Annotated in this window: 14 protein-coding genes; 3 read left to right on the top strand and 11 right to left on the bottom strand. The window is 45.3% G+C overall.

Features of this window, described 5'->3' with window-relative positions; genetic code table 11:
• Positions 1-76: 76 nt before the first annotated feature.
• On the top strand, positions 77-1,333 hold the full coding sequence (locus CHA6605_RS15635; protein WP_015160396.1) for an aspartate aminotransferase family protein: 1,257 nt from the start codon (positions 77-79) through the stop codon (positions 1,331-1,333).
• A 292-nt stretch (positions 1,334-1,625) separates the two neighbouring features.
• Here CHA6605_RS15635 and CHA6605_RS31705 read toward each other — a convergent pair whose 3' ends face one another.
• Positions 1,626-5,432, bottom strand: a complete 3,807-nt coding sequence (locus CHA6605_RS31705) for a PAS domain S-box protein (RefSeq protein WP_015160395.1) — start codon at positions 5,430-5,432, stop codon at positions 1,626-1,628.
• 217 nt (positions 5,433-5,649) lie between these two features.
• Entirely contained in the window at positions 5,650-7,083 is a 1,434-nt protein-coding gene (locus tag CHA6605_RS15625) for a sugar transferase (RefSeq protein ID WP_015160394.1), read from the bottom strand.
• An 834-nt stretch (positions 7,084-7,917) separates the two neighbouring features.
• Here CHA6605_RS15625 and CHA6605_RS15620 point away from each other — a divergent pair.
• Positions 7,918-9,069, top strand: coding sequence for a glycosyltransferase family 4 protein (locus CHA6605_RS15620; protein WP_015160393.1), 1,152 nt, complete (start codon positions 7,918-7,920; stop codon positions 9,067-9,069).
• 223 nt (positions 9,070-9,292) lie between these two features.
• Here the strand turns inward: CHA6605_RS15620 and CHA6605_RS15615 are convergent, their stop codons facing one another.
• Positions 9,293-10,501, bottom strand: a complete 1,209-nt coding sequence (locus CHA6605_RS15615) for a glycosyltransferase (RefSeq protein ID WP_041548140.1) — start codon at positions 10,499-10,501, stop codon at positions 9,293-9,295.
• Between the two features lie 603 nt (positions 10,502-11,104).
• Between CHA6605_RS15615 and CHA6605_RS15610 the strand changes: the two genes are divergently transcribed.
• Positions 11,105-12,325: a hypothetical protein gene (locus CHA6605_RS15610; RefSeq protein WP_157260005.1), complete on the top strand. Its 1,221-nt coding sequence runs from the start codon at positions 11,105-11,107 to the stop codon at positions 12,323-12,325.
• 22 nt (positions 12,326-12,347) lie between these two features.
• Here CHA6605_RS15610 and CHA6605_RS15605 read toward each other — a convergent pair whose 3' ends face one another.
• From CHA6605_RS15605 to CHA6605_RS15565, 8 genes are all read right to left on the bottom strand, one after another.
• Entirely contained in the window at positions 12,348-13,409 is a 1,062-nt protein-coding gene (locus CHA6605_RS15605; RefSeq protein ID WP_015160390.1) for a glycosyltransferase family 4 protein, read from the bottom strand.
• Between the two features lie 72 nt (positions 13,410-13,481).
• Entirely contained in the window at positions 13,482-14,813 is a 1,332-nt protein-coding gene (locus CHA6605_RS15600) for an O-antigen ligase family protein (protein ID WP_086936229.1), read from the bottom strand.
• Between the two features lie 113 nt (positions 14,814-14,926).
• On the bottom strand, positions 14,927-15,886 hold the full coding sequence (locus CHA6605_RS15595) for a glycosyltransferase family 2 protein (RefSeq protein ID WP_015160388.1): 960 nt from the start codon (positions 15,884-15,886) through the stop codon (positions 14,927-14,929).
• Positions 15,887-15,907: 21 nt separating this feature from the next.
• Complete coding sequence (locus CHA6605_RS15590) at positions 15,908-17,446, bottom strand: MATE family efflux transporter (protein WP_015160387.1); 1,539 nt, start codon at positions 17,444-17,446, stop codon at positions 15,908-15,910.
• Between the two features lie 289 nt (positions 17,447-17,735).
• A complete protein-coding gene (gene rfbC, locus CHA6605_RS15580) occupies positions 17,736-18,284 on the bottom strand; it encodes a dTDP-4-dehydrorhamnose 3,5-epimerase (RefSeq protein ID WP_015160386.1) in 549 nt (182 codons plus the stop codon).
• 2 nt (positions 18,285-18,286) lie between these two features.
• Entirely contained in the window at positions 18,287-19,159 is an 873-nt protein-coding gene (gene rfbA, locus CHA6605_RS15575; RefSeq protein WP_015160385.1) for a glucose-1-phosphate thymidylyltransferase RfbA, read from the bottom strand.
• The gene (gene rfbB, locus CHA6605_RS15570) at positions 19,156-20,223 is read right to left on the bottom strand and encodes a dTDP-glucose 4,6-dehydratase (RefSeq protein ID WP_015160384.1); all 1,068 of its coding nucleotides are present in this window, start codon (positions 20,221-20,223) and stop codon (positions 19,156-19,158) included. Before rfbB ends, rfbA begins: the two co-directional genes overlap by 4 nt.
• A gap of 158 nt (positions 20,224-20,381) precedes the next feature.
• Positions 20,382-21,200 carry an MOSC domain-containing protein gene (locus CHA6605_RS15565; RefSeq protein WP_015160383.1) on the bottom strand — a complete coding sequence of 273 codons (819 nt, stop codon included), beginning with the start codon at positions 21,198-21,200 and terminating at the stop codon, positions 20,382-20,384.
• Between the last annotated feature and the right edge of the window lie 7 nt (positions 21,201-21,207).

Genomic DNA, 21,207 nt, shown 5'->3' with positions numbered 1-21,207 from the left:
AGCGTAGCGAAAAATAGAACGCGGAAAGATTTCTAGCGTTAATATTGTTGTTTAATGAATATTTAGGAGTACTTTGATGAGTTTGGACACAGCGATCGCCCAACCGACGATTCATCCAGAATTGTTGTCAGCTTTTAGTCAGGATGAATTTAATAGTCATGTGATGACTACTTACGGACGGTTTAATCTCGCTTTGATTAAGGGTGAAGGGTGTACCGTTTGGGATACAGAGGGCAAGACTTATTTAGATTTTGTAGCGGGGATTGCGACGTGTACATTAGGACACGCACATCCAGCCATTATCGAAGCAGTGACAGCGCAGATTCAGACGCTAACTCATGTTTCCAATCTTTATTACGTCCCCGTGCAAGGTGAATTGGCTAAATGGTTAGTCGCACATTCTTGTGCCGATCGCGTATTCTTTTGTAACTCTGGTGCCGAAGCCAATGAAGGAGCGATCAAATTAGCGCGGAAATACGCCCATACGGTCTTAGGAATTACAGAACCAGTAATTTTAACAGCCAATGCCAGTTTCCACGGACGGACGCTAGCGACGGTTACAGCTACCGGACAGCCAAAGTACCACAAGAATTTTGCGCCTTTGGTTTCTGGGTTCGAGTATGTGCCCTACAATGATTTTGCCGCGATCGAGTCCGCAGTAGCCGCATTGGATGGACGAGTAGCCGCCATCATGCTCGAACCGCTCCAAGGTGAAGGCGGCGTCAATCCAGGGCAAGTTGCATATTTCCAACAAGTGCGGAAACTCTGCGACGAGAAAGGAATCCTGCTGATCCTCGACGAGGTACAAGTCGGGATGGGACGTTCGGGTAAATATTGGGGTTACGAGCAACTAGGCATCGAACCAGATATTTTTACCAGTGCCAAAGGTTTGGGCAGCGGTATCCCCATCGGCGCGACATTGTGCAAAGCGTCTTGCAATGTCTTTGAACCAGGCGATCATGCCAGTACCTATGGCGGCAATCCGTTTGTCTGCGCTGTAGCTTTGGCTGTTTGTCAAACATTAGAACGGGAAAATATTCTCGCCAATGTGCAAGCACGCGGCGAACAATTACGGGCAGGTTTACAACAATTAGCGACCAAATATCCACACACGATCTCTGAAGTTCGGGGTTGGGGTTTGATTAATGGTTTAGAATTACAAGCCGATAGCAATATTGGTGCGATTGATATTGTCAAAGCAGCAATGGCAGCAGGATTGTTATTAGTTCCTGCGGGTCTAAAAGTCGTCCGGTTCGTACCACCATTAATTGTTTCAGCCGCAGAAATCGATCGGTCTATAAGTATTCTCGATCGAGTTTTAGCTACAATATAGCAAGTTGAGAGTGGGTATTTACCCACTCTCGATCGAGCTTTGTAGACAACTATTTAATCGAGTACAAATTGATTTTAAACCATTACCTGCACATTCGATTTAAAGACGATCGCTTGGTAACAGACTTTAGTACCTGAACGATTGAAGGAATAGAGGATAAGTGGGCTAATCGATCGCCATGGTGAAATTAATATCGATCGTCTCAAAGTTGCACCAGTAATCGTTAACGATCGAATGTTTTAGGTTCTTCTGGACTGTTAGTGGCTCGGCTATTGTCAATCTGGCAATAAGATTAGATACTCTCCAACATTTGCAACATTTCCATTGTGGTAAAAGGCTTAGTTAAAATCGCCCGGACGCCACAACGATCGATCGCCGCTCGATCGGGTTCGAGACCGCTCATTACCGCAATCTTGACTTCTGGATCGATCTGTTGCAAAGCCAAAATTGTCGATGGCGTGTCCAAATGCGGCATCATCATATCCACTAACACCACCGCAATACTATGGTGGTTGGCCGCAAAAATCGCGATCGCTTCTACCCCATCGCTAGCTAATAACACTCGGTAATTATAGGCTTCTAAAGATGCTTTGGTAATTTCCAGAATTGCCACCTCATCATCGACGACTAATACCAGTCGTCCCTTGCCATCATAGACATCCTGCCCCGTGCGTTGGGGTTCGGCTTCGCGACTATCGACAGCGGGTAGATAGATCTTAAAGCACGTCCCGCGCCCGACTTGACTTGCGACATCGATCGTCCCACCATGAGCTTTGATGATGCCGAGTACGGTAGATAGACCCAATCCCGTACCCGCCTCTTTGGTAGTAAAAAACGGCTCGAAAATCCGATCGAGTACTTCCGCTGTCATGCCGCTACCCGTATCGGTGATGCTAATCAGGATATACGACCCCACAGGTGGCTGAAAATGCACTTGGCTATGTTCGACGTCATTGGCAGATCCACTTTGTGATATAACGATATTTTCCGCCTTAGCCGCGATCGTGCCGCCATTAGGCATCGCATCCCGCGCATTGACAAATAGGTTCATTAATACTTGATGGATTTGAGTGGCATCAACACTTACCAACCATAGATCTTCAGCAGGTAGATTCAAGTTAATCTCGATCGATTTGGGGAAAGTTTGCCGCGCCACACTGACGACTTCGGCCAGAATATGCCGGACTTGGATCGTGGTTTGTTGGCCGTCCATCCCCCGTGCAAAGTTGAGAATTTGCTTGACCAATCCGCTTCCCCGTTTGGCACTTTCGACGAGCATATTCAATAAGCGTTGGCTGCGGTCGTCCAAACTGGGCAGAGTCAGGGGTAAAAGCTGGGCGGCACCGACAATCGGCGTCAGGACATTATTCAAATCGTGGGCGATCCCGCTGGCGAGACTGCCCAAGCTTTCCAACCGTTGGGCGCGCAGAAACTGCTGTTCTAGCTGTTTTTTGTCGGTGATATCGGTATCCACGCTCAAGATCGCGCGGGGCTGTCCTGCCTCATCCCGGACTAGCGTCCAGCGGCTTTCGACGATGACTTTTTTGCCCGATTTGGTATTTTTATGCAACTCGCCTTGCCAAGCACCTCGATCGAACACAGTGGCTAACGCAGTTTGGACGCTGGCTTCTGGGATACCATTTGGATAAAAGAGTTGGACAGTAGTCTGCCCGATTGCTTCTGCTGCCGACCAGCCATAGATATTCTGTGCGCCATGGTTCCAAAATTCAATCTGGCTGTCGAGATCGCGCACGACGATCGCATCGGTAGCAATATTTAATAAAGCAGCTTGCTCCCGAATTTTTTGGGCACCGATCTTGCGATCGGTCAGATCCATAATCGTCCCCAGATAGCTAGCGATCTCGCCCCGCTCGTCGCGGATCGCGACTGCCTTGGTGGCTACCCAGTTGACTCGTCCCGTGGGGGTCAAAAATCGATACTCTAGTGCAAATTCAGCGTGCTGCGAACGCTCGTCAGCAGACATTGCACCGTGCCACTGGCTGACCACCCGCTCGCGATCGCCAGGATGAATCGCCTGTACCCAGCCTTGCCCCAAAGCTTCAGCCGTCGATCTGCCCATCAATTCACTACATTGCTGGTTGACAAATAGACAGTTACCTGAAGTATCGGATTGAAAAATGCCGACCGGAGCCATACTCAGTAATGCCCCAAAGCGGGCTTCGCTCTGCTGGTGGGCGGTCTCCGCCCGGAGGCGATCGCGCAGCGCAGCTTGCTGTTCGGTAATGTCGCGCCCTTCCGGAATCAGCATCACTACCCGACCCGTGTCATCGACGATCGGACTGAGCGAAAAATCGACACTCATCGAACTACCATCCGCCAGCAAATGCTTAGCTTCAAACCTGACCAAGCGGCCTGTAGCAGCTTCCGCGATCGCTTGTTGGAGTTGGCGTTGCAAGTCGGGGTCATGATTCCACCACGGCGTCGTCCAAAATGCCTGCCCGATAACGTCGGCGGGGGTTGCCCCGATCGCCGCTAAGGCCGTGCGATTGGCTTCGAGAACGTTACCTTGAGGGTCGAGCAAGCCCATAAACTCAAAGGAACCATCAAAAATCGCCCGAAATCTGCGCTCGCTGCGCTGAAGATTGGCTTCGGCTCGCTTGCCGTTGGTAATATCGAAGCGAATTGCTAGATACTCATAGGGCCGACCCCCCTCGTCTAAATGCGGCACGATCGTCGTCGCTACCCAATAATAACTGCCATCCTTGGCCCGATTCTTAATCTCCCCGCTCCAGACGCGCCCACTACTAATTACCGCCCATAACTCGCGAAAAAATTCAGGAGGATGGTAGCCCGAATTAATGACCCGATGAGTTTTACCGACTAATTCGGCGGCTGAATACTGGGAAATTTCGCAAAACTTGTCGTTAGCCTCCACGATCGTGCCATGACGATCGGTAATGGCGACGATTGCCGCTCGATCTAGGGCGTATTTCAGAAATTGTAAGGATCTGAGCGTCTGTGATGATGTTGCTGCGGTTGCTTCCCGATCGCTCGGCGCGGCTAATTCTCGTGCTTGCCGTTCCCACAGTTGACATGTTTGCCGCAATTCTACTTCCAACCGCTCGCGTTTGGCTAGTTCCGTTCTTAATTGGCGATTCGTCCGCTCTAACCGATCTCGCTCTGCTACAGCATCGTCCGGGGGAAATTGTTGCCCGCTTTCAATTTCTGCTAAGATCGCCCACGGATCGAGCGTGCGGAGCAGGTCTGACTGCGTGAGAATGCCGACTGAGTTGCCATCCGAGCTGACGATCGCCAATCGCCGAATATTTTGGGCTTGCATAAGCTGTTGTGCCGATCGCAGCGAGTCTGTCGCCTGCAAGCAATGCAAAGGGGTACTCATCACCGCTCGCGCTAACAACCGCTCCAAATTGAAAGCTAGTGCCCCAAATGTGACGATATCTCCTGCCGTCACGATGCCCACGGGTTGCCGATCTTGGACGATGACGATCGAGCCGACATGTCGATCTCTCATCAGCCGCGCGATTTGCCCGATCGTCATTGTGGGAGTGGCACACACCACGTCGGCAGTCATGCATTCAGCAATCGCTCGAAATTCGCTCGCATTCACTGGCTGTAAAATTTGACAGATGCGTTCTGGCGTAGCGATGCCAATGATGTCTCCGCCATCGTCGAGAATTGGTAAATGTCGGATCTGGTGCTGTTGCAAGATAGCTAGGGCACTTATCGCCGTCTGCTGCGCCGATAAATACAATCTAGGCGCGACCGCAATCGCAATATCCCCTGCGGTCAGGTTGTGGATATCTGTTTGGCTGGCAATCAGTGTGACTAGATCGCGATCGGTAATTATCCCGATCGCTCCATCGGGATTTAGGACAACTACCGCCCGATGGCGGGCGGCTAGAGTCCATTGGCTTGGCTGTGTTGGCTGTGTTGTCAGCGGTCGTTCCGTATTGATAGCAATCGGCTCTAGCTGCGGCCACGGACAAGTTTGTCCCTGAGCCTGACTCATCAATGCAATTACCTCTACTAACGGCAGATCTAAAGCGACGATCGCTGGCTGTCGATTATCTACAGCAGAGGCTAATTTGACAGAATTCTGGCGATGGGCGGGGGGCATATACGCTCAGAAATAAGGTGCTTCCACATCTATCCTAATTCTAGAAACATGACCTGACAAGACAATCCTGACAATACTTCAAATAGAGGTAGAGGATAGAGGGTAGGTAAGAATTTAACGAGCTGGGGATTGTGAATGTCCAAAGTATTGCAATATATCAAAAGAGGGGCGATCGATCGCCCCTCCTTTGAGACTTTTATCGATGGCTGCGAGTTATTTATTGTCCTTGCATTTTCAAGACTACCGAGAATGTCCGCAATAAGATTTTGAGATCCAACCATGGCGACCAATGCTTGAGATAGTAGAGATCGTATTGCAGCTTAATTAAAGCATCTTCGATCGTGCTGCCATAACCGTAATTAATCTGCGCCCATCCGGTGAGTCCGGGTTTTACCGCCAGTCTGGTGCGATAAAATGGAATTTGCTGCTGTAATTCTTTGATGAATTGATAGCGTTCGGGGCGCGGGCCGACCATACTCATTTCGCCGCGTAGGACGTTGAGCACTTGAGGTAGTTCGTCTAAGCGGGTTTTGCGGATAAAGTTACCGACTTTGGTAATCCGCGCGTCGCCTTTAACCGCCCACTGCGCTTTACCATTGCGCTCGGCATCTTGCACCATCGATCGAAACTTGTAGACGGTAAATTTGGCTCCATATTGTCCGACACGTTCTTGTTTGTAAAAGATCGGTCCGGGACTATCTAAGCGGATGGCAGCAGCCACAAAGGGAAAGACGATTGCCAACACCGAGCCGATAATCGCACCGCAAATTAGATCCAATCCCCGTTTGCCGATCCGATTGAAGGTATCGAAAGGATTCTTCTTGAGCGGGAGTGCGGAGTACCATTGACTGCCGATGTGTTCGACCGCAACTCTACCTGTCAGTTTTTCATAGAGCATGGGCATCGGTGTAATCGCGATCCCCCGCTCGTGAAAGTTAGTCAACAATTGCAGCAAATCTTCATCGATCGGTCGGCTAATTGCTAGCACGATCTCATCGACCCGATAGCCATCGATATCGAATTCTAAACTGCGACGATCGCCTAAAACTGGAATATTTTGACAGATTTTGCCGTGTAGCTGGGCGTTATCATCGATAAATCCGATCGCCTGATAGTGAGGGTGTTGCCGAAAAGTGTCGGCGATAATCGTCCCCGTCACTCCAGCTCCGAAAATCAACACGCGCTGGCTGGCATGTCCGACACCGAGGAACAACGCATAAATCGTTCTCCAAAGCGATAACAAGACACTGGTACTGGCGATCGCGATTGCTGGTGCCAGTCGCAATGATAAGGATTCTTCTTGCAACGGTGCGGTTACAAAATAGTAAATCAGGTAGATAATGCCTACGATCGCACAACCCCAGCCAATGCGCTCGATCGTGCGTTTGAGTTTGACCGCGATTCGTAGATCGTATAGATCGTTAATAAACATCCATACCAACCATCCGACACCCATCCCGACGATCCACAGCAAGTGCGACCCGACGATCGAGTCCAACCCAAAAGACCGCTCGGCGCGATAGCTCCAGTACCATAGAGACCCAATAATACCACTGAAAATGAGCAAAACATCCACCAGCGCAAGTAGCAGCTTGCGCTCGGAGAATTCGAGTGATAGCTTAATTTCTGGCAGTGATAAGTACGAAAACATTGATAATCCTTGTGCGCGTAATGTAATGTAGTTTGCGTCTTCTAGATCCTTAATTTCTACAGAAAATTAGATACCATTATTTTCTGATGGATTAGTTAAGCAGTTATATATCCAGAGTTATCGGATGGCGATCGATGTACCTTGAAAATACAATATATAGTAAAATCTATATCAACTACATTTTAATATTAAAATACTTCGTGTTTGCCATACAGTATCCTAATATTAGCTGAGAAAATTATATTTAGACTCAGCTAATTCTCTCAAATCAATTACAGGTAAATGGCTTAAATGGCTCCTCAAATTGCCCGATTGAGATCGGCAAGCTCGACAAAATTACCCAGCGCGTGGGTGATTGTCTAAATATTAGCATCCAGTTCGCCGTTGCTAGCTCTCAATTGCTTTTGGAGCAAAATTTTCAGAGTCGCTCGGTTGGCAAATCCGTCACCGATCGCTCCAGATCGATCGGCGGGGATCGCCCTGAGTGTTAATAATGAAATAAGATATCTTTTAGCCCTTGTAAATGCTAGTAATTAGCAATTGTCGCTGACAATATATCCACTATCTATAAATATCTGAGAATGAGTGTAATATTTATAGCTCAATCTGGCAATAAATATTAGATATATTTGGTTTAAATCTCGCCAATTCTTACTCAACTAGCGATCGATACAGCTTATTTGTTAGCTCGAAATGCTGATTGACAATACAGCCTAAGTTAATTATGCTAGATTGGTATTTATCTGGCGACTATATCTTAACACCTTTTAGTTTCATAGGCGCGATCTTTCGATTACTTTTGTCGCTTAATATCTCCGTAATAAATCTAATTTTATGGCTGCTAATCTCAAACAAGAAACTGCTAATAATAAATTGCTGCTAATTTCCTTCAACACGAAAGAAGGCATGAAGTTAATCGCAGATTCTTATATTGGCAATTTTGCTAGCTTAGCTAAAGTCACAGCCATTACCGATCGGGACTATCAACCAGAGATAGTTAGTACTGGCAATGCCGACACTAAGTTCGAGCTATTTAAACTATCAAATTCGCGAAAACATTTATCGATGGCGATGGATGTTTTCAACCCAATCTTACTATTTAAAATTCTATCTATTTATATTAAAACCAAGCCAGAAGCTTGTTATTTTATCTCCGCACATCCACTCAATCCAGTTGCTTTAGTTTTATTTAGACTCTTTGCTAATTTTGCTAATCCCCAGGTTAAGCTGTTTTCCCACATTCATGATGTTAAGCCACATGCTGCAACCAAGAACTATACATTGATAGATCTGTTTCAGTCTTGGCAGATAGCTAGATCGGATGTGCTCGTCGTCTACGGTTATACTCTCAAGCAAATGCTAGTTACTAGGTTCAAAATTAAACCCGAACGAGTAATAGTTTCATTGCATGGTGTCAATCGAGTAAATGATAGTAAATACCATCAAAGTTCTAGCAGTAGCCTCAAGTACATAACGTTATCGGGCCGATTAGATAAGTATAAGGGCATCGATTTATTTTTGGATGCCGCGCGCTATTTTCAAGAGCATCATACTGACGTTCGGTTTGTGCTCGCAGGTAGAGGAGATCTCCGCGAATATCAAGATCGAATCGACAACCTTACCAATCTGACGATCGTTAATAGATTTTTGAGTAATGAAGAAGTAGACGAGCTAATGATTCAATCTTTTGCCGTTCTCTTACCATACATTGATGCATCACAGAGTGGAGTGATCCCGATCGCATATTATAATGGCTGTCCGGTAATTGTTTCGGATGTCGGCGGACTCCGAGAAGCCGTAATTGAAGGTGAAACTGGTTATGTATTCGAGCGGGGAAACTTATCCCAAGCCATCGAGCGGATCGAAGCTATCGTAGAGAACCGCGAACTCAGAGATACGCTGGGAAAAAATTGCTTCGAGCACTATCAAACTAATTTAAGATGGGGTGCGATTATTGCTAATCTGGCTGACAAAATGCTGTCTTGAGTTCAGTTCGTGGCGTTGCTGAAGAGGTGATATGAAATAATGAGAGCACAGCGCGATTTCATCCGCAAGGGGCACCCCTACACAATTAATCCGTAGGAGTGCCCCTTATGGGTACCCTAGGTTCAAACTAGGCACTAGTATATTTAGGCAGAGTGACAGGATCGTACTGGAGATTGGCAACGTTGATTTCATCGCTAGCCTGCACCCCTGTGGTTGCGGGTAATTAGTGCTGGTGTTCGATCGCTTTCATCACTGCGTTAGCAAATTTAGAGCGTGCGGCGACAAAACTATTCTGTTTGGCGACTTCATAGCCATTATCGATACATTTGCGCCATAGTTCGGGTTCGTCTAGATATCGACAGATGGCTTGATTTAAGGCAGCTTTGTCATCCCGTGGAATTAACAGTCCTGTTTGCTCGTGACGAATGATTTCAGGAATCCCAGAAACATCGGTCGCGATCGTGGCTACACCATTAGCCATTGCCTCTAAAATAACCAGGGGCAATCCTTCGGCATAGGAAGGAAGACAGAAAATATCATGCTCGCGGTAGCAATCGATCAATTCTGGTGATAGCGGACGCAACCAGCCTGTTAGGGTAAAGTGAGCTTGAAGCTGATGGGTGGCAATTAATTCCTTAATTGCTGGCATTAATACACCGTCGCCGACGATCGTCAGATGGATGTTGCGACCCGACTTTATCAGATCGATGACCGTCTCTGTGAGGCTATAGATGCGTTTGCGATCGATCAACCTGCCGACAAATAAGATTCTAGTCGGACGATCGTGCAGCGATCTCGATCGATTGCTAAACATCCATTCTTTCAGCCAAGATTCATTACTAATAACGACATCCTGACGTTTTGGTGCGAATTTACGATGTAAAAACTCAGCCACAAATCCAGCAACATCGACATCATACTGCATGAGTGAGATTACATATTTAACTAATTTTGCCGAGCCACTCCTGAGCCAGCTCGAACTCACCACATCATCTCTGAGTAAAAATGCTTCTTCTGAATCGCCGACTAGCAAACTTGCCAACACTGGCTGCTTCCCAGATTTCCAAAATCGACTACAAAACCATACCAAAACAGAGTTTAAGTAAAATAATTTGAGGATAACAACATCGACCTCATGATAGTGCTTCTTGACGGTACGAATAATCTCTGGAGTTAGTTTTAGCCATTGTCTCAATCCAGTCCAGTTTGAGAGCGGTAGGACTTCATAATAATTACAATCTACTAAATGATGAATAACATTAGGCGTATCGACATTTTTGACTTTACCAACTAGATATACAAATGCATTAGGAGCAAATAAATTAGTGAATTCTAAATCCCATGGCACTTCAGACCAATAATTACCGTCTCTATCTTTATAAAATAAATAATCCGATACAATAGTCATTTTCAAGCTTTTATTTTTAACCATAATATTTAATTAATAAGAGTATGCAAACATCATTCTAACCACGGCTAGTAACGATGTCAATAAAATTGAGATATATCGACGAACGACATGAATGTTTAAAAATATTTAACGTTTGATATTTGCGCAATTATGCTAAGTGTCAAGGGTTTAATTGCTGGAGGTGATATTTAAATTAATGATTGAAAGCTCGCTCGAAATGCCATCCAACAATCGATCGCTAAAATTATTCAATAGCTATCCTAAGCGGCCTGAAATCTAAATTGCATCTAGATCTCGATCGTCCACCCTCTATCCTCTATATCTTTACCCTCTGCCTTTTCTTAGAGGATGTCTGAAAACTCAATTCCGTTAAGCTTAAACCCTAGTAAATCCCCCCTAGCCCCCCTTAAAAATGGAGGAACCAGACTCTTAGTCCCCCTTTTCAAGGGGGATTTAGCGGCGCATCGAACGGGAGGTTCCCTCCCGTTTGTGTGCGACAAGACAGGGGGATTTACCCACTGCAAACGAAGCAATTAGACTTTTCAGACATCCTCTTAGATGCTCGACAGCCTATCGATCGGGTTATAGTTAAGCGTGTATATAATTGGTATTTTATTTATGCAGATGAAGATCGATCGTAAGTTATTTTGGGCGTGCATGTTATTAGCACTGCTAATCGTTATCTACCAGCCAACCATGGCGATCGGTGCTCGACTAACGCCAAAGAAATTAATTGAATATGGCTGGGGCGCGCCCACACCAAATTTTATCCGTCAGCATCTCAAAGAAATGGAACAACGTCCTTTTGATGGTGTAATTCTGAAGTTAAATGCAGGCAAAGAGGTTTTTAAAAAAACTGCCTATCCCGATGCTGCATTCAAACAAGATCGCCGCGATTTGGCGGCGATTAAATCCGCTCGTCTGACAGACAACTTTGTCGTCATGTGGTCGGGGATGGACGATGATTGGGACTGGTTTAATGATACTGACTGGGCTGCTGCTCAAAAAAATATTCAGAACTTTGGTAAAACGGCCAAAGTAGGTCGCTTGCGCGGTATCGCTTTTGATTCGGAACCTTATACCAAGAATAGTCCGTGGCAATATCAAGATCGACCGACACAACACCGTGACAAAACATTTGCGGCCTATCAACGACAGGTACGCAAGCGTGGTGCTCAGTTTATGACAACATTGCAAACAGCTCAGCCAGGGACGCAAGTACTGACATTAGCATTGATGAGTTGGTTGAAGGATTTGTGGGCCAAACCATTGACTCCCGCCCAGGTGCAAGAACAACTCGCCGCGCATAAATACGGACTCTGGCCAGCTTTTATTAATGGGATGCTCGATGTTGCTAAGTCAAATTCTGTGCTTATTGATGGCAATGAATGGGCGTACTACTTCTATCGGGTCAATTTTTTTGATGAAAGTCGGGATTTAGTCTTCAACAAGGCGCGATTGTTAGTCGATCCTAAAAACGATCGTAAGTATGCCAAACAGGTAAAACTCGGTCAAGCTGTCTATTTAGATCTAACGCTCCATCACTTTCCCACTGGCAACAAAGATTTCCGCTACGGTAAGGCAATGCCCTATTTTCTGTCGCCAGAAGACCGCCTCCGATTCCTCGAAAACAATGTTTACCATGCCCTACGGACGACAGATCGGTATGCTTGGTTCTACAGTGAGGGTACAGACTGGTGGCAAAACAAGATTCCCAATGGTGCAGAGGCGGCAGTTCGACGCGGTAAAACCAAGCAGTTATCTAGAAAACCCCTAGGATTTGATATCTATCCTGAGGTCGAGAAAGCTTTGCAACAGTGTTATGCCGTTAGCAATATTTGTTAATTAAGAACCAGCCACCAGCAATCTAGATCGATGACTTAAGTAGCTGCGCCATTTTGGGGGCGGTGACCTGCAAACAATAGCTAGCTTCGACCATCGCTCTGCCTTTGACTCCCATTTCTCGACATAAATCTGGGTCGTTAGCTAGTTTGGATAAGTAATTATTCCACTCATCCAAACTAGTAGCCTGAAAGCCATTGACCCCATGCTGGATAATATCTTGATTGACACCGATGGGGGTACCGACCACAGGTAAACCACAAGCCATATATTGAATTAGTTTGATCCCACATTTACCTCGATCCCAAGGGGTATCGCGGAGCGGCATGATGCCGACATCGAAATTTTTAATATCTTCGACTTCTGAGTCTTCATACCAATCCTTGATGGTTAAATCGCTCTTACCGAGGTCTATATTACCCGCACCAACAACAGTGACTTTACACATGTATTTTGCGTATAAATTTTCAAAGACAGGTTGCAGTGGTTGGAGACAATTACTATTTGGCGGCGAACCAATCCAGCCGACGTTGAAGAATTCTCCCGGCGTAGTCGAACTTTTTAATGAATAACGATCTAAATCGATGACGGTGGGAATGATTTCGATCCATTTTGCGCCTGCTTGTCTGGCTCTTTGGGCGATGTATTCATTCCCGGCAACTACCAACTTGGCATTAGCCATCACCTTATCGATCTTCTTGGAGAAGAACATTCTAAAGATTTTAGGTGGAAACAGATCGTAGCGATGAAATTGAGCATCATCATAATCGACCACATAGGGTATATGTCCAGCAATCAGTTTTTCTAGCCATGCAGGCAAGTAAGGTAAAATCTCTTTTTCGATCCACAGTAAGTCATAATCTCGATCGGTCAGCAATCTAGTCAGGTGTTGGAAATACTTCGATAAAATCTTACCAACATTTCTCTTGCCACTATTGATATCGGCAACATAATCATTATCCAACATTGGAGCTATCGTCAGATCGAGATCCTGAGATTTGAGATAAGGAAGATACTGATAAAACCGATATCTGCTACTACCACCGAGCGAACCATACTTAGTGAGAACTAGAACTTTATGAGACATGAGATTTAAATAGTGAATAATTAATAATTAAATAAATAAAGATGATTTTCAGTTCGTATGTAGCCACGATCTTCAATATGACGATCTGGCACGATTCCTCATGCTAGCGTCTGCTAATAGGGCATTAGCTCGGTTGTCATCAGCATCTTCGGGAGTATCGCAGTAAGAACTCAAATACATCAGTGCCAAGAAAATCCATTGGAAAATGATATTTTGAGCGGTAAGGTTAGAATCTTCAAATTGAAGTTGTAAAAGGATGCATAACATTGCGATTAGATAAAGTGTCATTCTTTTTCTAGCCATGAATGATAAGCTTTTGCTATTCATTTTTTTCACACAGTACCAAAAATTATTAATCAGAAATAGGAGATAGGCTATCAAACCTAATACTCCCTGCTCTAATAAGGTCGTTAAAAATACATTGTGAGCTGTGTGACCGAGTTCTCCCAACATCCCGAAATATCCGAGCGGTTGGAATGGATGGAGCGCAAAGTAAGCAAGCGATACTTCCCATAACGTCGTCCGACCATTAAAGCCACCGACATCTTGAGCTCGATCGCCAAGTCTAGCTGCAAAGATTGTTTCCAAATCTTGACCTAACAGGCTCAGGAGCAAGACAAATACGATTCCAAGAATTGTTAAAAAGATCAGCGTTGGTTTGATATTTTTGGTTAATCCCCCAATAAAGATAGTACCCATGGCTAATGTAACTATTACATTTCTCGATTGTGTAATCAGGATCGCGATGATAATTATCAACATGAAGCCAAACATGAGTGGCGATTTTTGTTTCTTACCAAAAGGTTGCATGTTGAATGCCCGTTCTAAAGCCAGAAAAAATGGCATCATCAAACATCCAGCAATAGTATTAGAAGCACCCCAAGGCAGCGACATTAAGCCCCCATTTTCTCGCTCTAGCAAGACTTTATCTAAAGAATTTTGTTGAATTGCCAGTAAGAAATTGACAATAAAATAAATTGCCATCACTGTACCAGATAAAATCAGTACCCAAGAAATCTTGTTATAAGCCAATTTTGCATCTTTACTTATCGATGCGTTTGAGGTAATATACAAAAGTATTAGGTATCCAATCAAGCTGAATATCGATCGCGCAAAAGACTGGATCAAACTTTCGTTCATCAATGATGTAATCAGAATTGAAAATGTATGTATTAACGCACACAGCAAGGTAAGTTTTAAGTCATCGGGGTAATTAATTCTTTCTTTTCTACTAATCAGATTGCCAAAAATAAAAACAGCCAGAAGTACTAAGAAGGGAAAAGCAAAAGTCACCACAAATGAGCCAGCTCCCGTTCCTGTAGAAAAAGGTAACAAACACATGGATATTAAAAAGATAATATACAAGTGACTGCTGTATGAGTTTTTACCGATTGGTAGAAGCATCTGCAAAAAATTGAGTGATAGATCGTTAGTTTTTAAGTTACCCTAAGATCGATCGAGATATTTTCGCTCGATTTTGACGATGATACCGCAAACAACCTAGATAGTTTTAGGTATTATTTAGCGATCGACTGTTTCTGAACGGCTCGATAGATCTCTGGAATATTAGCAAATAGTTTAGCGTAAGCAGACAGCGTTTCTTGGGCTTGGGAGGGGGACAACCTCAGCAACGAGAAAATCATGCGGCTGGTAAACTCGATCGATAAAGATGCCAGAGCGATCGCATTTGCCTGAAGCGGATGAAAATGTTTGTAACCATATAACATTCTGCTCCTGAGCGAATAAAAGACCCGCGTTGCTTTGATTGATTCAGAAGTGCCACCGCCCTTATGAAAAGACCGAGCATCTGCTAAATAATAAGAAGACCATCCCAATTTATGAACGCGATGGGATAAGTCTAGGTCTTCAAAATAAACAAAGAAAGTTTCATCAAAGCCATCTAAAGCTTGAAAGATATCGCGCCTAATTAGGTAGAAAGCTCCAATTACATGATCTACTGGTTGGGAATTTTGATGGTTCCAGTCATTCATGATATAACTGGTAAACTTATTGACAACAAACTTATCAATGCCCAAAATGCTACACCAAATATTCATTGGGGTAGGAAATCTTGCACAGTTACGTTGAATTTCGCCCTGACTATTCACTAGTTGAATACTAACTACACCCACTTGCTGGCGAGCGGTATCTCTGAGACAATTTACTGCTTTATCGATCGAATCTGGAGATACTTTGGTGTCAGGATTGAGAAACAAAATGTAGTCAGATCTACCGATACTCGCACCTTGATTGCAAGCAGCTCCAAAACCTTTATTTTCAGTATTTCTAATTACATCGATCGGTAGGTTGAGCTGCTCTAGTCCTTCTAGAGAGCGATCTCGCGAAGCATTATCGATAATGACAACTTTGTCTAACTTATACTCATTGCAATCGCTACTAGCAACTGCATCTAGACAATCACGAAGCTGATCTCCTGCGTTCCAATTAACGATAATAATATCTACACTCGGCAACATGAATAATGGCCTTAAAATATATTAGTTTTGAGGTTTTCTGCGTAATACCAATCTTTGAAAAGATGACAAAACAAGAGCGCGATCTCCATCAGTTAGCACGTACTTCCACAATCCCGCCCAACTCAAGAGCGTTAAAATAGCTGATACTAGGGTAGAAATGATGAGATTTTGCTCGGCGATCGCATACTTGTATATAAAGAATAAACTGACGATCGGAATGACCACGATCGCGATCGGTTTGGAGACCACTGCAATCAGATCGCTACGATTGGCAATAAATATTTTTTTCGTGCGCGGTAGATTATAGAAATAATGCAGTCCGACACTGGCAAAACCACCGACTAACGTACCGATGGCGACGCCACTAGCACCGATTCTGGATGTCAATGTCACACTGACGATCAGGTTGACAACTGCTTCGATTAATGGTGATAGAATAATCTTCCGATGTTCGCCGCACCCGATGGCAATTGTAAAGTATGGCGAACCAATTTGGCGGACGAAATTTGCCGCAATCAACCACTCAAATAATCGATCGGTATTGTTGGCATAATCAGCACCGACCCAAAACGTCATGATGGTTTTGGATAACAATAATAGCGGTAAATTGGTGGCGATTAGAACAATGACTGAATATCGAGTTGTCGATACGAGCAATTCGCCGAGTTTTGCTGGTTCGTTACGCGCGCCGACGGATGAAGCAACGGGAATGACCGTATTGAGAATCGAACTAGCCACCCCAAAGACGAAATTAGTCAGCGTCGCGGCCAGCGCATAGTAGGATACCGATTTATAGTCGAAAAAACCGATCACAGTCGTATCCAGACCGCCGACAATCAATAGTCCCAAAGAAGATATCGAGATTGCCAGACAAGATTCGAGCACTTCGCCGAGGGATTTTTTGGAGACTAAATTGGTAGAGACGCGATAGCCAACAGCCATCTTCCGAAAAGCGAGGTATTGCCACAATCCCGCCGCGATATTTGTCGCGCCAAAGACTACTCCCATTACTACAATACTGTGAGTTGATTGAGCGACTAAGACAATTAGTATGCCTGCTAAAATTTTCGTGCTACCGATAATCCAGGCTGGCACATCATAACGTTGTAAGCCCAGAAATACTGCCCCAAATGTCGTTAGCGGCAAACTCACCGCCAGCGACGAACCCACACATAACAATGCCAATTGGGCATCTTGTTGTAAATTCGCGGGCATATCCTTAAATAGCTGCGGCAATTGCCATGCTAGGAGAGCGATCCCCACGAGTGCAATCGTTGCCGATCCCGTCAACATGGCGACGGCACTGCTGACGATGCTATCTCTTTTTTTGATGTCTCCTAACTCATTGTAGTGAGCGACAAAGCGACCGATGACTGTCTGAATGCCTAGATCCAACAGACTTACATACGCGCTCAATTGCAAAATTAATAGCCAGGTACCATAAGTATCCTTAGTTAAAATTCTGGCTAAAAATGGGGGCAGCAACAGCATTGATAGTGCCACAGCACCCCCGCGACAGAGGTTCGCAAATGCATTTTTGATAACGGTTAAATCTGACATTCAATTATCCACAGATCGTTCATAACTAACTCTGACTTGCTGGCCTCACTATCTCGATTAATATTCGTTACTTGTTGTAACCTAATTTTACCCATGTCGTTAATATCGATACTCAGTGCAATTACTGATTTGTGCGGCAGTGGTTTGGTGCTATATGCTGGATAGAGTGCGCATTTTTCAGGCAACACTAGCCCGAAATCCGAACGGCACCAGCTCGCTAGTGCGAGCGGCTGCCGATCGATCGTCAAATGTAACGATATTTACATTAAAACCAAGCTAGGTGGGCCGATTAGTCCATTGGTAGCAACTCTAAAGATGCTGCTACAGTAGGTAATTCGGCATCCTTGACAGATAAAATTGGTTTGTCGATCGGCCACTCGATCGCCAGTTGAGGGTCGTCCCAAATCAAGCCAGCTTCATCGCCAGGGACATAAAAGTCGGTACATTTATATAAAAATTCCGCACTTTCGCTGAGAACGCAAAAACCGTGGGCAAAGTTTTCAGGAACGTATAGCTGTTTCTTATTTTCAGCAGATAATATTTCCCCATGCCATTTCCCAAAAGTCGGTGAATTCCGGCGGATGTCGATCGCCACGTCAAAGACCGTTCCTTGTGTCACGCGGACTAATTTACCTTGCGGATAACGAAGTTGAAAATGCAGTCCTCGGAGGACATTTTTGACGGAATAGGATTGATTATCCTGGACGAAGGGTTTAGTAATCCCCGCTTCGGCATATTTCTTGAGTTGATAGGTTTCGAGAAAATAGCCGCGACTGTCTGTAAAAACTGGCGGTGCAAAGACAATCACACCAGGAATCGAGGTTTGAATGATTTCCACAGCTAGGCTCCTTCTGTAGCTAACTTCAGTAAATATTGTCCGTAAGCATTCTTAGCCATGGTATTGCCGATCGAGATTAACTCTTTAGCGTCAATGTAGCCCATTCGGAATGCTACTTCTTCAATACAAGCAATCTTTAAACCTTGACGTTGTTCGATCGTTTCGACAAACACCGAGGCTTGGAGCAAACTACTGTGAGTGCCCGTATCCAACCACGCGGTACCGCGACTGAGTTTATCGACTTTAAGTTGTCCCATCTCTAGATATTTCTGGTTGACACAGGTGATCTCCAGTTCGCCGCGCGCTGAGGGGGCAATGTTGTGGGCGATATCGACAACTTGATTGTCATAAAAATACAAGCCAGTCACCGCATAATTCGATTTGGGCTGTTGCGGTTTTTCTTCGATCGAAACGGCAGAGCCATGACAATCGAATTCGACGACACCATAGCGAGCCGGATCGCTGACATAATAACCAAACACGATCGCCCCTTCGGTGAGTTGTGCGGCGTGTTGTAAGTTAACGCTCAAGCTATCGCCATAAAAGATGTTGTCGCCTAATACTAAAGCTACCGAATCGTTGCCGATAAACTCTTTACCGATGATAAAAGCTTGCGCTAAGCCCTCTGGTTTGGGCTGTGGGGCGTAACTAATCGACAAACCGAGTTTGCTACCGTCTCCCAATAATTCTTCAAATAGCGGTAAATCGTGCGGCGTCGAAATAATCAAGATTTCCTGAATGCCCGCCAGCATCAGGGTAGACAAGGGATAGTAAACCATCGGCTTGTCATAGATGGGCATCAGTTGTTTGGAAATTACCCGCGTGAGCGGGTACAGACGCGTTCCAGAACCGCCAGCTAAAATAATCCCTTTCACGCTGCTACTCCTAACCGTTGTTGCTGATAGTTATTGGCGGTGACAGTCTGGCACCAATCTTGATTGTCGATGTACCATTGGACGGTGCGCCGCAATCCCGAATCGATATCTTCGGTAGGTTGCCAGCCGAGTTCGGTGTTGAGCTTAGTAAAATCGATTGCATAACGTCGATCGTGTCCGGGCCGATCGCGCACGAATTCTACCAGTTGTTTGTGGGGACAATGGGGGGATGTGGGAAGGAGTTCGTCGAGGATCGTACACAGCCTGTCAACTAACCACAGATTATCGCGTTCGGCATTGCCGCCGACATTATAGGTTTCCCCGGGCGTGCCTTTGGCTAATACTAAAGCGATCGCGCTACAGTGGTCTCGGACATAGAGCCAGTCGCGGACATTTTGACCGTCACCGTAGATTGGTAATGGTTTGCCAGCCAACGCATTGAGAATCATCAACGGAATCAGCTTTTCGGGGAACTGATAAGGGCCGTAATTATTAGAACAATTGGTAATTAAAGTAGGTAAGCCGTAGGTATGAAAGTAAGAGCGGACTAAATGGTCGGAGCTAGCTTTTGATGCTGAATAAGGACTATTTGGCGTGTAGGGAGTTAACTCGGTAAATGCCGGATCGTTGGGGCCGAGCGAACCAAATACTTCATCTGTAGAAATATGCAAAAAGCGAAATTCCGAGCGGGCAGCATCGGCCAATTCGCGCCAATATTGACGCGCGCATTCTAATAAATTGAAGGTACCATTTATATTAGTTTCAATAAAGCTAGCAGGTCCATCGATCGACCGATCGACGTGGGTTTCAGCCGCAAAATTGACGATCGCCTGGGGTTGATATTGCGCTAATAACTTATCGATTAGTTGTCGATCGCCGATATCTCCTTTGACAAAAATTTGGCGATCGTTATTAGCAAACTGCTCTACAGTGGCGAGATTACCAGCATATGTCAATTTATCCAAATTGACGATCGTCAGATCGGTGGAGTCGATCGCTAGCGATACGAAGTTGGAACCGATAAATCCGGCTCCACCTGTAACCAAAATATATTTTTTGCTCATTATTTGGACAGAGATGGATAATCTATGTCAAATATAACAGTCGATCTGCCAAACGAAACCCACTTGAGTTAAAAGTCGTAAATTGAAATGTCACACCACAAGCATTTTTTCCTAAATGTGTTGTGGATGGGAAGTTGGGGAGACGAGATCTTTGCTGCTCAATCTAGCCAAATCAGATCGCCACAGCGGATACTTCCCGAGCGCACTACAGAGGCGCGAATGCCCGCGATCGAGTTATTATGTCGTGCTGTGGTTCTCAAGATATTCAAGTCTATCGGCAAATCGGACTGTGCCACCGTAGTCACTACGCAGCGGGGACAGGCGGTATCGATACTCAGAGTGACTTCATCGCCAATGGTCATCTGGCTGCCTACCCAATCATTTTCGACAAAAGAACTATGAGTATCCGTCGGCTCGATAAGCATATTGGGACGAAACCGAGCTGGTGCAAATTCCCCTTCGGGATAAAGCTCCTGTAATCGGGCCAGGGTAGCTGTTGTAATCGCGTGAATCGGACAGGAATCAAAAAAGGTGCCCGCAGGCATAAATAATTGCGTAATTGTATCCCGATGTGCCGCGCCTTCGAGGTCGGGCCAGTATTGGTCTAAACTGGGTGTTTCTGGTGCAGCAGCTAGTAACTGCACATCTCGTCCTACTGCTTGGGATAAGATGGCATCAATATTCTGGCGATTGCTGACACACTGACTACCGTCGGGTAAGACCAAGCTCACCGGAGGCATTGACTCTTGCAGTTGGGGAGTTTCGACAAATGTCGCTTGAAATTGAAGTAATTTCGCCCACTTATGGGGATTTTTGGCACTAGCAATGCGCTGAGTTTGGCAATCCCAGAGGGCATAGGCGCGATCTCCTAACACCCCTGTGGGCGCGATCGTCACCGCCTCTAGTCGTTCTCCTAGCATTGATTTAACTGGATACCGCCACAGTGAGGCAACTTTGCCAACTAAAGTTCGAGTCATTGTTGCC

The sequence above is a fragment of the Chamaesiphon minutus PCC 6605 genome (assembly GCF_000317145.1).
Taxonomy (GTDB): domain Bacteria; phylum Cyanobacteriota; class Cyanobacteriia; order Cyanobacteriales; family Chamaesiphonaceae; genus Chamaesiphon; species Chamaesiphon minutus.
This window is presented reverse-complemented; position numbering and strand designations above follow the sequence as displayed.

What these genes read in the sequence shown, in the direction of transcription:
- CHA6605_RS15635 (WP_015160396.1), top strand. Translation starts at nt 77, where the DNA reads ATGAGTTTGGACACAGCGATCGCCCAACCGACGATTCATCCAGAATTG.
- CHA6605_RS31705 (WP_015160395.1), bottom strand. Translation starts at nt 5,432, where the DNA reads ATGCCCCCCGCCCATCGCCAGAATTCTGTCAAATTAGCCTCTGCTGTA.
- CHA6605_RS15625 (WP_015160394.1), bottom strand. Translation starts at nt 7,083, where the DNA reads ATGTTTTCGTACTTATCACTGCCAGAAATTAAGCTATCACTCGAATTC.
- CHA6605_RS15620 (WP_015160393.1), top strand. Translation starts at nt 7,918, where the DNA reads ATGGCTGCTAATCTCAAACAAGAAACTGCTAATAATAAATTGCTGCTA.
- CHA6605_RS15615 (WP_041548140.1), bottom strand. Translation starts at nt 10,501, where the DNA reads ATGGTTAAAAATAAAAGCTTGAAAATGACTATTGTATCGGATTATTTA.
- CHA6605_RS15610 (WP_157260005.1), top strand. Translation starts at nt 11,105, where the DNA reads ATGAAGATCGATCGTAAGTTATTTTGGGCGTGCATGTTATTAGCACTG.
- CHA6605_RS15605 (WP_015160390.1), bottom strand. Translation starts at nt 13,409, where the DNA reads ATGTCTCATAAAGTTCTAGTTCTCACTAAGTATGGTTCGCTCGGTGGT.
- CHA6605_RS15600 (WP_086936229.1), bottom strand. Translation starts at nt 14,813, where the DNA reads ATGCTTCTACCAATCGGTAAAAACTCATACAGCAGTCACTTGTATATT.
- CHA6605_RS15595 (WP_015160388.1), bottom strand. Translation starts at nt 15,886, where the DNA reads ATGTTGCCGAGTGTAGATATTATTATCGTTAATTGGAACGCAGGAGAT.
- CHA6605_RS15590 (WP_015160387.1), bottom strand. Translation starts at nt 17,446, where the DNA reads ATGTCAGATTTAACCGTTATCAAAAATGCATTTGCGAACCTCTGTCGC.
- rfbB (WP_015160384.1), bottom strand. Translation starts at nt 20,223, where the DNA reads ATGAGCAAAAAATATATTTTGGTTACAGGTGGAGCCGGATTTATCGGT.
- CHA6605_RS15565 (WP_015160383.1), bottom strand. Translation starts at nt 21,200, where the DNA reads ATGACTCGAACTTTAGTTGGCAAAGTTGCCTCACTGTGGCGGTATCCA.